A 13,340-nucleotide genomic window follows, 5' to 3' on the forward strand; every position below is an offset into this window, starting at 1 on the left:
TGGGAAGGCAACAGGGACTGGGCCCGGTCGTAGAACCGGGCCCAGTCCCTTTCTCTGTTCTTGTTGCCCATGGCCTCGTACGGAGTGTCGCGTTATGAACACTTCTGTCCGATACATCAAGATGTGCGCGAAATCATCATTTCGTGTGCGTCCGGCGGAGAGGGTCCAGCATGAGCAGCGCACCGACGGCGCCCCCCGGTTTCGACTCCGACTTCGACGTCGTACGGCGTGGTTACCGCCCCGACCAGGTCTACGCCTGCGCGGTGGCGCTCTCGCAGGACCGTGACGCCGCCTGGGAGCGGGCCGCCCGGCTGACCGTGCTGGCCAAGGACATGGCCGCGGAACTGGCCCGGCTGCGCGAGACGGTCGCCGGGCTGCCCCCGCAGACGTACGAGGCGCTCGGCGGCCGGGCCCGCGAGCTGTTCGAACTCGGGGTCGAGGAGGCCGGGGCGGTGCGCGAGGGCGGGCGCGAGGAGGCCCGGCGGATCGTCGAGGAGGCGGCGGAGGCCGGGCGGCGGATGCTTCAGGCCGCGCAGGCGTACGCCGACGAGGTGCGCGGCGAGGCCGACGAGCGGGCCCGGCACCGGTTGCTGGCCGCCCAGGCCGAGGCCGACGACCTGCGGATCGGCGCGCGGCGCGCGGTGAAGGAGGGCCGGGGTGAGGCCCTGGCCGCGCTGCGGGAGGTACGGGAGCGCACCGAGGGGATGCTCGCCGAGCTGGACAGGGAGTACGCCGAGCGTGTCGCCGACATCGAGCGCGACATCGCCGGGCGCGAGGCCCTGTTCGAGGCCCACTACGCGGAACGCGTCGCCCACGCCCAGGCCGCCGTCGCCGAGGCGGAACGCGTCCTCGCCGACTCCGCGGGATCCGCGGCACAGATCCAGGCCGAGGCCGAGGCCCGCGCCTGCGAACTGATCGCGGAGGCCCGCATGTGCGAGGAACGCCTCATGCGCGAGACCGAACGGATCCTGCGCGAACACGGGGACCGCTCGGACGAGTTGCAGGCCCAGATGGACTGTGTACGCGCGAGCCTGTCGGCACTGACGGGCAACGCTCCGGGCGAGTAGCCGGAAAGTACACGTCGAGAACCACGGCGAGCCGCTACCGCATGTCTTCTTCGGGCTGGACGTGACACCAGCCGTCGTCGACTCCTACCTGGATGAGGATCCCGAGGCGCCCGACTGGCGCGCGACGCTCGGGTTCCTGGAGCGGCAGCTGGGACGCGGGGTTCCTGGTGTCACCGAGGTGATCGTGACGTCGTTCCTGGGCCAGCTGCCCTACCAGCACGAGCCGGGACACGGAGTCGTCGAACACCTCGGTCCCGCTGCTGTCCGCGAGGTACCGCGAGCTGCGGCCTCGGGTTGAGGTGGGTCACGTCCCGGCCGGTCGCGCGCGGCTCAGTCCTTCAGGACCGGAAACCTCCGCGGCGCGACCATCAGCAGCACCACGAACGCCACCGCCGCCGCGCACGCCGCGCCCAGATACACCGCGTGGACCGCGTCCGCGACCGCCCGGCGTACCGGCTCGGCGGCGGTACCGGAGTCGAGGGCGTGAGTCACCGAGTCCAGGTCGCCCGCGCCGCCGAGCCGGGATGCCAGGACGCCGTTCGCGACCGCGCCGAAGGCCGCCGCGCCCAGGGTCTGGCCGGTCTGGCGGCAGAAGAGGATGGACGCGGTGGCGGTGCCGCGCTCCTCCCACTCCACCGTCGACTGGACGCCCACGATCAGGGGGAGTTGGAAGAGGCCCAGGGCGGCGCCGAGGAGGAGCATCAGCAACGTCGGCTGCCAGGCCTCGCCCGGATAGGGGAGGAACGGGAAGGCGAACAGGAGTGCTGCCGCCCCCGCCATGCCCAGGAGGGCCGTGTCGCGGAAGCCGATGCGGCGGTAGACGTGCTGGCTGAAGGCCGCTGACACCGGCCAGCTCAACGTCCAGATGGAGACCACGAATCCGGCGGCCACCGGCGCCAGGCCCAGCACCGACTGGGCGTAGGTCGCGAGGAAGACCGTGGGCGCGACCATCAGCAGGCCCAGCGCGCCGAGCGACAGGTTCACCGCCGCGATCGTGCGCCGGCGCCACACCCAGCCGGGGATGATCGGTTCGGCGGCCCGGCGCTCGATGAGCACCAGGGCCGCGATCAGGGCGACCCCCGTGCCCAGCAGGGTCAGCGAGGGCCAGGAGAGCCAGTCCCAGGCCACCCCGCCCTGCACCAGCGCCGTCAGCAGGGCGCCTCCGCAGGCGAAGATCGTCAGGGCGCCGGCCCAGTCGATACGCGGCCGGCTCGTCGACTCCCGCCGCGGCTCGTGCAGATGACGGACCAGCAGCCACAGCGCCGCCGCGCCGAGCGGGAGGTTGATGAGGAAGATCCAGCGCCAGTCGGCGTACGCGGCCAGCACGCCGCCCACCCCCGGACCGGCCACCGCGGACACCGCCCACACCGTGGACAGCTTGGACTGGATCTTGGGGCGCTCCTCCAGGGGGTAGAGGTCGGCCGCCAGCGTCTGCACCGTGCCCTGCAGCGCCCCGCCGCCCAGACCCTGCACGACACGGAAGGCGATCAGGGACGCCATGTTCCAGGCCAGCGCGCAGAGCAGCGAGCCCAGCAGGAACAGGACCGCACCCGCGATCAGCACCGGCTTGCGGCCGAAGGTGTCGGAGAGCTTGCCGTAGACCGGGAGGGTGACCGTCACCGCGAGCAGATAGCCCGAGAACAGCCAGGAGAAGACGGAGAAACCGCCGAGGTCCGCGACGATCTGCGGTACGGCGGTCGAGACGATCGTGGAGTCCAGCGCGGCCAGCCCCATGGCCAGCATGAGGGCGGCCGCGACGGCTCTTCGCTTGCCGGTTCCGGTGCGCTGTGCCGTGTCGCGTATCGCGGGTCGCGTGTCGCCCACCGCATTCCTTTCCCTTGCATCTATCTGCCTGGAACACCATGCCACTTGAGCCTCACGTGGCGGCAGGGTGCAACCTGAGTGGGCCGGAAGGAGGACGCGGACCCCGAGACGGGCTCGTTCCGGCGGGCGAGATCCCCTAGGGGTAGCTCCGCCATACGGCTCGGGGAGGGCTCGTACCGGCGGAGGACGAGATGCCACCGGTCATCTCCTTAACCTGGCTTTACGCCGCTGGGGGGCGGCTCACCGGATCGACGGGGGTGGGGTTTTCCCCAGGGGAAGACGGGGTCGCGCACCAGCGCGCCGGACTCCCGTCGCGGACCAGACTCATCGACGTACCGCAGCGAGCCATTCCAGAACTGCCGCACAGCAGAACCATCTGCTGACCGACTTAGGAGACATACCGTGACATCGGCTGTGACCATCACCAGGCACGGGGGTACTGGAGGGACTACGGCCGTTGCCGCGCGGGCGCGGCAGGTCGTGAAGGCGTACGGGTCCGGGGAGACCCGTGTCGTCGCCCTCGACGAGGTGGACGTGGACATCGCGCGGGGGCAGTTCACCGCGATCATGGGTCCTTCGGGGTCCGGGAAGTCCACCCTCATGCACTGCCTCGCCGGGCTCGACACCGTGACGAGCGGTCAGATCTACCTGGACGACACCGAGATCACCGGGCTGAAGGACAAGAAGCTCACGCGGCTGCGCCGGGACCGGATCGGGTTCATCTTCCAGGCGTTCAACCTGCTGCCGACGCTGAACGCGATAGAGAACATCACCCTGCCCATGGACATCGCCGGGCGGAAGCCGGACAAGCAGTGGCTGGGGCGGGTCGTGGACACGGTCGGGCTCTCCGACCGGCTGGGGCACCGGCCCACCCAGCTCTCCGGCGGTCAGCAGCAGCGCGTCGCCGTGGCGCGGGCGCTGGCGGCCCGGCCGGAGATCATCTTCGGTGACGAGCCGACCGGGAACCTGGACTCGCGGGCGGGTGCGGAGGTGCTCGGCTTCCTGCGGCGGTCCGTCGACGAGCTCGGGCAGACCATCGTCATGGTCACCCACGATCCCGTGGCCGCCTCGTACGCGGACCGTGTGCTGTACCTGGCCGACGGGCGGATCGTCGACGAGATGTACAAGCCGACCGCGGACACCGTCCTGGACCGTATGAAGGACTTCGACGCCCGGGGGCGTACGTCATGAGCGTCATGAAGACCTCGATGCGCAACTTCTTCGCGCACAAGGGACGGATGGCCCTGTCGGCCATCGGGGTCATGCTGTCGGTGGCGTTCGTGTGCGGCACGCTGGTGTTCACCGACACGATGGGCACGACGTTCGACAAGCTGTTCGCGGCCACCGCCTCCGACGTCACGGTCAGCGCCAAAGACGCCTCGGACACCGGTGAGACCCAGGCCGACAACGGCAAGCCGCCGGTCATGCCCGCCTCCGTCCTCGACAAGGTGGGCGGCGCGGAGGGCGTCAAGTCCGCCGAGGGCACGGTCTTCTCGACCTCGGTGACGGTCGTCGACGCCGACAAGGACAGCCTCTCGCCCACCAGCGGCGCCCCGACCATCGTCGGCAACTGGAACGCCAACGACGCCCGCACCATGAAGATCGCCTCCGGGAACGCCCCGCGCGGACCGGACCAGATCATGGTCGACGCCGACACCGCCGACAAGCACGGACTGAAGCTCGGCGACGAGATCGGTGTCATCACGGCCGTCGGCACGCACAAGGCCGAGGTCTCCGGCACCGCCGAGTTCCAGGTCACCAACCCCGGCGCCGCGATCTTCTACCTCGACACCGCCACCGCCCAGAAGACCCTCGTCGGCGAGACCGGCGTGTACACCAACGTCAACATCACCGCCGCGGCCGGCTTCACGGACGCCCAGGTGAAGAAGAACATCGCCGCCGAACTGGGCGGCGCCTACAAGGTGCAGACCGCCAAGGAGGTCGCGGACGCCAACGCCAAGGACGTCGGCGAGTTCATGGGCGTGATGAAGTACGCGATGCTCGGCTTCGCCGGGATCGCCTTCCTCGTCGGCATCTTCCTGATCATCAACACCTTCTCGATGCTGGTCGCCCAGCGGACCCGTGAGATCGGCCTGATGCGGGCAATCGGCTCCAGCCGCGGCCAGGTCAACCGGTCCGTGCTCGTCGAGGCGCTGCTGCTCGGCGTCTTCGGCTCGGTCCTCGGCGTCGGCGCGGGCGTCGGCCTCGCCATCGGCCTGATGAAGCTCATGGGCGCCACCGGCATGAACCTGTCCACCGACGACCTCACCGTCGCCTGGACCACTCCGGGGGTCGGCCTGCTCCTCGGCGTCGTCGTGACCGTCCTCGCCGCGTACGTCCCGGCCCGGCGCGCCGGCAAGGTCTCCCCGATGGCCGCCCTGCGCGACTCCGGCGCCCCGCTGGACGTCAAGGCCGGTGTCGTACGGGCCGCGATCGGCCTGCTCCTGACCGGCGCCGGCGGCTACTGCCTGTACCTCGCGTCCGCCGCCGACAAGGCGAGCGAGGGCTCGATGTGGCTGGGCGGCGGTGTCGTCCTGTCCCTCATCGGCTTCGTCGTCATCGGCCCGCTCCTCGCGGGCGCCGTGGTCCGGGTGCTGGGCGCGCTGGTCCTACGGATCTTCGGCCCCGTCGGACGGATGGCCGAACGCAACGCACTGCGCAACCCGCGCCGTACGGGAGCCACGGGCGCCGCCCTGATGATCGGCCTCGCCCTCGTCGCCTGTCTGTCGGTCGTCGGTTCTTCGATGGTCGCCTCGGCCACGCAGCAGCTCGACAAGACCGTCGGCACGGACTTCATCATCCAGAACGACCGGGGCGAGCCCCTCACCCCGCAGGCGGTCGAGGCCGCGAAGTCCGCGCGGGGCATTGAGCGCATCACCGAGTACAAGTGGACCCGGGCCGACTTCACCACCCCCGACGGCGAGACGCTCGAGAAGACGGCGATCACCGCCGCCGACCCGGGCTACGCCACGGACCTCGCCACCGAGACCGTCGCCGGCAAGCTCACGGACGCCTACAAGCCCGACTCGATGTCCGTCCACGAGGAGTTCGCCAAGGACCACGGCATCGAACTCGGCTCCAAGATCGCCGTCGCCTTCCAGGGCGGCACCACGGCCCAGCTGACCGTGCGGGCCATCACCAGCAGCGAGGTCGTCATCGACCAGGGGGCCATGTACACGGCCATCGACACCATGGCCAAGTACGTCCCCGCCGACAAGATGCCGCTCGACCAGCTCCTGTTCGCCTCGGCGAAGGAGGGCCAGGAGGCGGCGGCGTACAAGTCCCTCAAGGACGCGCTGCACGACTATCCGCAGTACAAGGTCCGCGACCAGACCGACTACAAGGAGGCCCTGAAGGGCCAGATCGACCAGCTGCTCAACATGATCTACGGCCTGCTGGCCCTCGCGATCATCGTCGCGGTCCTGGGCGTCGTGAACACCCTGGCCCTGTCGGTCGTCGAGCGGACGCGCGAGATCGGCCTCATGCGGGCGATCGGCCTCTCGCGCCGCCAGCTGCGTCGCATGATCCGCCTGGAGTCGGTTGTGATCGCCCTCTTCGGCGCGCTGCTCGGCCTGGGCCTGGGGATGGGCTGGGGCGCCACCGCCCAGCAACTCCTCGCCCTGGAGGGCCTGAACGTCCTCGACATCCCCTGGCCGACGATCACCGGGGTCTTCCTCGGCTCGGCCTTCGTGGGCCTGTTCGCGGCCCTGGTGCCGGCGTTCCGGGCGGGTCGGATGAACGTGCTGAACGCGATCGCCACCGAGTAGCCGTCGAGTAAGTGGCCATGGGCCACGGGGGAACCGGGGGAGAGCCCGGCGCCGGGAAGTCGACACTTCCCGGCGCCGGGTTCCACCGCTTCAAGGGGACGTACGTTTCAAAGGGGGCGTACGACTCAAGGAGCTGCGCGGCGGCCGACTCAAGGGGAGGTTCGTTTCAGCAGCACGTACCCCTGGACCAGGCCCTTGAGCTCGTACTGGGCGCGCGGATGCAGCTGACGGGCGTACCCCGGGACGTCCTTCACCCACCGCGAGGAGTTGTTGAAGACGATGTAGTCCGGGGTGAGTCCCTTGGCGCGGCCGATCCAGAAGACGCGGCAGCGGGAGGTGAGGCGGCTGATGGGGCCGACGTTGGACTCGACGGTGGCGCCGTCCGGGATGGTGTCAAGGAGCTTCTCGACAGCTCTGACCCTTTCCGGGACGCGGTAGGCGCCGGCCTCGGTCAGCGCGGACAGCGGCAGCGAGGTCGTCAGCGCCAGCGCGGCCGCGGCGACGGCGGCGGGCAGATGGAACGCGTACGAGCGCAGCCACGGGCGGGCGCTGTGGCGGGCGGCGGGCAGCGCGTCGACGAGGGCGAGGGTGACGATCGGCATCAGGACGGCGCTGTAGTGCCAGTCCGTGCCCCAGTAGTGGTCGTCGGAGGAGAGGAAGCGCCAGCCGAGGGTGGGGAGAGCGGCGATGAGGATCGGCGAGCGCAAGGCCAGCAGCCCGCTCGTCGGCACCAGCAGCCACAGCAGCGTGCGGATCTTGGTGTCCGCGCCGTCGAGCGGGCCGGCCTCGCCGACCTTGGTCCAGTAGTCGTAGCCGCCGGTGGAGTTGAACGCCGGGATGATCATGGCGAAGGTGAGCAGCGCCGCGACCGCGCCGAAGGAGACCACGGCGATGGCGTACGGGACGGCCCGGGGCGAACCGTTTCGCCGGGACCGTAGCGCGACCACGACCGCGAGAGCCGCCGTCGTCAGCCCCAGGTCCTCCTTGACCAGCACCAGCGGGAGCGCCCAGAGCAGCGCCGCGCGCCACCGGCGCGTCAGCAGCGCCTCCAGCGAGAACGCGATCAGCGGAACCGCGAAGCAGATCTCGTGGAAGTCGAAGTCCACCGCCCGCTGCAGCCCCCACGACAGCCCGTACGCCACCCCGACCGCCAGCCCACGCGCCCGCCCCAGCATCCGCGCCGCGACCCGCGTCACCGGCACCGCCGACAACGCGAACAGCGCCGCCTGCGCCACCAGCAGCGTGACGGGCGAGGGGAAGAGCCGGTAGAAGGGGGCGAGCAGGGCGGTGACCGGGCTGAAGTGATCACCGAGCACATTGAACCCGGGCCCCTTCAGATCGACGACCGGCGCCCGAAAGTGCGCGTACGCCCATACCGCCTGCTCGAATATCCCCAGGTCCCACGACCGCGTACCCATATGCCGATACCGCCCGACCGACACCGCCACGTACGCCACGAAGAGCCCGACGGCGAGCACGTACGGATCGCGCCGGGCGGGGAGGAACCGCCGCAGGTCACGGACCGAGTCAGAGCCCGAGGCCGTGACCTGCGCGGGTATGAGGGGAGTGGGCGACGGAGCGGTCGGGGACATCGGGGCTCGCGTTCGGGTGGGGGCAGGGGCGGCGGGCGCCCTTCAGGTTAGGCCGCGCCTGGTGAACGAGGCCGCGTACCGGTGTCTGCCAGGGGCGCGGGGAACTGCGCGAGAAACCACATACGACCGTTACGAACCAACTGACCGCAGCCACCCCATGACCCCCAGCGGGGGCCTGGGGCGGCAGCCCCCAGAAGCGGGGTCGAAGGGGCAGCAGCCCCTGGTGATGATGGGGGTCCCCCCGCTCGAGCGAAGCCGAGAGTGGGGGAGGGCAGGGGCGGCGGGGGGCGAGATCCTCCAAGCCCCTCCCAGACCCACCTCACGGTTATCCACAGCCCCCACACCCACCCACACCGCCGTCGTACCCTGGACACCCCCGGCCCGTCCCACGAGGTCGGGCATTCGCGTTGCCCCACCCCAGCTCAGCCCATGCCCAGTCAGCCCCGGCCCACCCAGCCCACACCGACTACCCACCCCCCCATGCCCCCGGACGGGAATCGCCCTACATGAGCCTCCACGGTCTGCTCGACGCCGTAGTCAAGGACGCCCCCCTCGCGGAAGCGATCAGGGCGGCAGCCGACGGCAACCGCACCCACATCGACCTGGTCGGACCCCCGGCGGCCCGCCCCTTCGCGGTGGCCGCGCTCGCCCGGGACGCCGCCCGCCCCGTACTGGCCGTGACGGCGACGGGCCGCGAGGCCGAGGACCTGGCGGCAGCCCTCCGCTCCCTCCTCCCCCCGGAGGGCGTTGTGGACTACCCGGCATGGGAGACGCTCCCGCACGAACGGCTCAGCCCGCGCAGCGACACCGTAGGCCGCCGTCTCGCTGTCCTGCGCCGCCTGACCCACCCGAGCCCCGACGACCCGGAGACCGGCCCCGTTTCGGTGGTCGTCGCCCCCGTCCGCTCGGTCCTCCAGCCCCAGGTCAAGGGCCTCGGCGACCTGGAGCCGGTGGCGTTGCGCACGGGCGGGACCGCCGACCTGAACCGGACGGTCGAGGCGCTGGCGGCGGCCGCGTACTCCCGGGTCGAACTGGTCGAGAAGCGCGGCGAGTTCGCCGTACGCGGCGGCATCCTCGACGTGTTCCCGCCGACCGAGGAACACCCCCTTCGGGTGGAGTTCTGGGGCGACGACATCGAGGAGATCCGGTACTTCAAGGTCGCCGACCAGCGGTCGCTGGAGGTCGCCGAGCACGGGCTGTGGGCCCCGCCCTGCCGTGAGCTGTTGTTGACGGACGACGTACGCGCACGCGCGCGTGCCCTCGCCGAACGCCACCCCGAACTCGGCGAACTCCTCGGCAAGATCGCCGAGGGCATCGCCGTGGAAGGCATGGAATCCCTCGCTCCGGTACTCGTCGACGACATGGAGCTGCTGATCGACGTACTCCCGAAGGGCGCGATGGCCGTCGTGTGCGACCCGGAGCGGGTGCGCACGCGCGCGTCGGACCTGGTGGCCACGTCGCAGGAGTTCCTGCACGCGTCCTGGGCGGCCACGGCGGGTGGCGGCGAGGCGCCCATCGACGTCGGCGCGGCCTCCCTGTGGTCGATCGCGGACGTCCGGGACCGGGCGCGCGAGCTGGACATGATGTGGTGGTCGGTGTCCCCGTTCGCGGCGGACGAAGAGCTCGACGCGGACACTCTCAAACTCGGCATGCACGCGCCGGAGACCTACCGAGGCGACACGGCCAAAGCGCTGGCCGACACCAAGGGCTGGCTCGCCGACGGCTGGCGCACGGTGTTCGTGACCGAGGGCCACGGCCCGGCCGCCCGTACGGTCGAGGTGCTGGGCGGCGAGGGCATCGCCGCCCGTCTGGAGGCCGACCTGGAGGAGATCTCCCCGTCGGTCGTGCACGTGGCGTGCGGCTCGATCGACCACGGCTTCGTGGACCCGGGACTGAAGCTGGCCGTCCTCACCGAGACCGACCTCTCCGGCCAGAAGGCGGCCGGCAAGGACGGCGCGCGCATGCCCGCCCGCCGCCGCAAGACCATCGACCCGCTCACCCTCGAACCGGGCGACCACATCGTCCACGAGCAGCACGGCGTCGGCCGCTACATCGAGATGGTCCAGCGGACCGTGCAGGGCGCGACCCGCGAGTACCTGGTCGTGGAGTACGCCCCCGCCAAGCGCGGCCAGCCCGGCGACCGCCTCTACATCCCGACCGACCAGCTGGAGCAGATCACCAAGTACGTGGGCGGCGAGGCCCCCACGCTCCACCGCCTCGGCGGCGCCGACTGGACGAAGACGAAGGCGCGCGCGAAGAAGGCAGTCAAGGAGATCGCCGCAGACCTGATCAGGCTCTACAGCGCCCGCATGGCGGCCCCCGGACACGCCTTCGGCTCCGACACCCCCTGGCAGCGCGAACTGGAGGACGCCTTCCCGTACGCCGAGACGCCCGACCAGCTGACCACGATCGCCGAGGTCAAGGAGGACATGGAGAAGACCGTCCCGATGGACCGCCTGATCTGCGGCGACGTGGGCTACGGCAAGACGGAGATCGCGGTCCGGGCCGCCTTCAAGGCCGTCCAGGACGGCAAGCAGGTCGCCGTCCTCGTCCCCACGACCCTGCTGGTGCAGCAGCACTTCGGCACGTTCAGCGAGCGCTACTCCCAGTTCCCGGTCAGAGTGAAGGCGCTGTCGCGCTTCCAGACGGACACCGAGGCGAAGGCCACGCTGGAGGGTCTGCGCGAGGGTGGCGTCGACATCGTCATCGGTACGCACCGACTGTTCTCCGCGGAGACCAAGTTCAAGGACCTGGGCCTGGTCATCGTCGACGAGGAGCAGCGCTTCGGCGTCGAACACAAGGAGCAGCTGAAGAAGCTGCGCGCCAACGTGGACGTGCTGACGATGTCGGCGACCCCGATCCCTCGGACCCTGGAGATGGCGGTCACGGGCATCCGGGAGATGTCGACGATCACGACACCCCCGGAGGAGCGCCACCCGGTCCTGACCTTCGTCGGCCCGTACGAGGAGAAGCAGATCGGCGCGGCGATCCGCAGGGAGTTGCTCCGGGAGGGCCAGGTCTTCTACATCCACAACCGCGTCGAATCGATCGACCGGGCGGCGGCGCGACTGCGGGAGATCGTTCCCGAGGCACGCATCGCGACCGCCCACGGCCAGATGTCGGAGCAGGTGCTGGAACAGGTCGTAGTCGACTTCTGGGAGAAGAAGTTCGACGTCCTCGTCTCGACGACGATCGTCGAGTCCGGCATCGACATCTCCAACGCCAACACACTGATCGTGGAGCGCGGCGACAACTTCGGCCTGTCGCAGCTGCATCAGTTGCGGGGGCGTGTGGGGCGAGGCCGTGAGCGCGGATACGCGTACTTCCTCTACCCGCCGGAAAAGCCGCTGACGGAGACGGCCCACGAACGCCTCGCGACGATCGCCCAGCACACGGAGATGGGCGCGGGCATGTACGTGGCGATGAAGGACCTGGAGATCCGCGGCGCGGGCAACCTGCTGGGCGGCGAACAGTCCGGCCACATCGCGGGCGTCGGCTTCGACCTGTACGTACGGATGGTCGGCGAGGCGGTCGCGGACTATCGCCGCCAGCTGGAGACCGGCGAGATCGAGGAAGAGCCGCCGCTCGAGGTCAAGATCGAACTGCCCGTCGACGCGCACGTCCCCCACGACTACGCTCCCGGCGAGCGGCTCCGCCTCCAGGCGTACCGCGCCATCGCCTCCGTCAACTCCGAGGCCGACGTCACCGCCGTACGCGAGGAACTCGTCGACCGCTACGGCAAGTTGCCCGAACCGGTCGAGAACCTGCTGCTCGTGGCCGGCCTGCGCATGCTCGCCCGCGCCTGCGGCGTCGGCGAGATCGTCCTCCAGGGCAACAACATCCGCTTCGCACCGGTGGAGCTGCGCGAGTCGCAGGAGCTGCGCCTCAAGCGGCTGTACCCCGGCACCGTCATCAAGCCGGCGGCGCACCAGGTGCTGGTGCCTCGCCCGAAGACGGCGAAAGTGGGCGGAAAGCCGCTGGTCGGGCGGGAGCTGCTGGGGTGGACGGGGGAGTTCTTGGCTTCGATTCTGGGGTCGTAAGGGGGGTGCTTGCGGCCCCGGCAGCGGGCACCGGGGCCTCGCGGGGCCCGGCTGCGGGCACTCGGGCTTGCGGGGGCCGCAGGCGCTCGGCGATTGGCAGTCTCAGTGGGTGTGCCGTCAACGCGGCCGTTCCTGGGGCATAGCCGGCAATCGCCGAGACTCAGCTGCCAGTTGCTGGGTGCCTACGGGATCGGCCGGCGGCTCCGCATGACGGCCGACGGCCACGACACACTCCCTCGGGGGCGAACGCGCGGACGGTGGCACGGCCACGGCCACGGCCTGGGCCGGTTCCGGCGCCGGTGATCAGAACGGTGCGGAGGCTGGTCAGGCGGAGGCTCGGTCAGGCGGAGGGGAACAGGAGCTCCGTCGCCGTGCGGAAGACCTCCTCCGGGTCCTGGTCGCCGACGACTCCGTCCAGGTTGCGGCTGAGCAGCAGCGTGGCGAAGCCGTGGGAGAAGGACCAGGCGGCGATGCCGGCCAGCCGGGGGTCGGTGCCGGCGGCCTCCGGGCGGGCCGTGGTGACGGCCATGCGCAGCTGCTCGCTCGACAGGGCGCGGGCGGTGGTCAGTTCGAGGTCGCCCTCGCGGAGCAGTTCCGGCCGGAACATCACCTGGAAGTGCGCCGGGTGCTCGCGTGCGAAGCGGACGTAGCGCACGCCCGCGTCCGGCAGGCCCTCGGCCTCCGCGAGCGCGGCCGCCAGCAGTCCGTGTCCCTCCGCCGCGATCGCCGTGAGCAGTCCTGTGCGGTCCTTGAAGTGGTGGGCCGGTGCCGCGTGCGAGACGCCCGCGCGGCGGGCGAGGTCCCGGAGGCTCAGCGCCGACGGGCCGTCCGTGGCGATGGCGTCGAGCGCGGCGCGGAGGATCGCGCGACGCAGGTCGCCGTGGTGGTAGGGGCGTTCGCCGGTGCTGTTCTCGGGCATGGGCAACAGAGTACGCCGAAACTAGCCATTGACAAGTTGGGGGCGGCTGAGGCAATCTAGCCATTGGCAAGTTCCGGCTTGGTCGAGATGGCTGAGGGAAGCGGCAGGGGGATGCGTCATGTCCGAGAACG

8 protein-coding genes are annotated in these 13,340 nt (G+C 70.7%); 5 read left to right on the forward strand and 3 right to left on the reverse strand.

Going from position 1 to position 13,340, the window contains the following annotated elements; all coding sequences use genetic code 11:
* The first annotated feature begins 170 nt into the window (after window positions 1–170).
* Together F3T56_RS31140 and F3T56_RS31145 are read left to right on the forward strand one after the other, a co-directional pair.
* The gene (locus F3T56_RS31140; protein ID WP_149828686.1) at window positions 171–1,067 is read left to right on the forward strand and encodes a cellulose-binding protein; all 897 of its coding nucleotides are present in this window, start codon (window positions 171–173) and stop codon (window positions 1,065–1,067) included.
* 61 nt (window positions 1,068–1,128) lie between these two features.
* Window positions 1,129–1,365, forward strand: coding sequence for a hypothetical protein (locus F3T56_RS31145; RefSeq protein WP_149828687.1), 237 nt, complete (start codon window positions 1,129–1,131; stop codon window positions 1,363–1,365).
* 32 nt (window positions 1,366–1,397) lie between these two features.
* On the opposite strand, the gene F3T56_RS31150 is transcribed toward F3T56_RS31145, so the two are convergent.
* Window positions 1,398–2,891, reverse strand: coding sequence for an MFS transporter (locus tag F3T56_RS31150; RefSeq protein ID WP_149828688.1), 1,494 nt, complete (start codon window positions 2,889–2,891; stop codon window positions 1,398–1,400).
* 402 nt (window positions 2,892–3,293) lie between these two features.
* Between F3T56_RS31150 and F3T56_RS31155 the strand changes: the two genes are divergently transcribed.
* Both F3T56_RS31155 and F3T56_RS31160 read left to right on the forward strand, forming a co-directional pair.
* Window positions 3,294–4,082, forward strand: a complete 789-nt coding sequence (locus tag F3T56_RS31155) for an ABC transporter ATP-binding protein (protein ID WP_149828689.1) — start codon at window positions 3,294–3,296, stop codon at window positions 4,080–4,082.
* Window positions 4,079–6,658 carry an ABC transporter permease gene (locus F3T56_RS31160; RefSeq protein WP_149828690.1) on the forward strand — a complete coding sequence of 860 codons (2,580 nt, stop codon included), beginning with the start codon at window positions 4,079–4,081 and terminating at the stop codon, window positions 6,656–6,658. The genes F3T56_RS31155 and F3T56_RS31160 overlap by 4 nt, the downstream gene beginning before the upstream one ends.
* A gap of 149 nt (window positions 6,659–6,807) precedes the next feature.
* Here F3T56_RS31160 and F3T56_RS31165 read toward each other — a convergent pair whose 3' ends face one another.
* Window positions 6,808–8,250 carry a DUF2079 domain-containing protein gene (locus F3T56_RS31165; protein WP_149828691.1) on the reverse strand — a complete coding sequence of 481 codons (1,443 nt, stop codon included), beginning with the start codon at window positions 8,248–8,250 and terminating at the stop codon, window positions 6,808–6,810.
* Window positions 8,251–8,756: 506 nt separating this feature from the next.
* Here F3T56_RS31165 and mfd point away from each other — a divergent pair.
* A complete protein-coding gene (mfd, locus tag F3T56_RS31175; RefSeq protein WP_149828693.1) occupies window positions 8,757–12,290 on the forward strand; it encodes a transcription-repair coupling factor in 3,534 nt (1,177 codons plus the stop codon).
* A gap of 340 nt (window positions 12,291–12,630) precedes the next feature.
* On the opposite strand, the gene F3T56_RS31180 is transcribed toward mfd, so the two are convergent.
* Window positions 12,631–13,209, reverse strand: coding sequence for a TetR/AcrR family transcriptional regulator (locus tag F3T56_RS31180; protein WP_149828694.1), 579 nt, complete (start codon window positions 13,207–13,209; stop codon window positions 12,631–12,633).
* Window positions 13,210–13,340 lie beyond the last annotated feature (131 nt).

It is taken from the genome of Streptomyces tailanensis, from assembly GCF_008386495.1.
Lineage (GTDB): Bacteria > Actinomycetota > Actinomycetes > Streptomycetales > Streptomycetaceae > Streptomyces > Streptomyces tailanensis.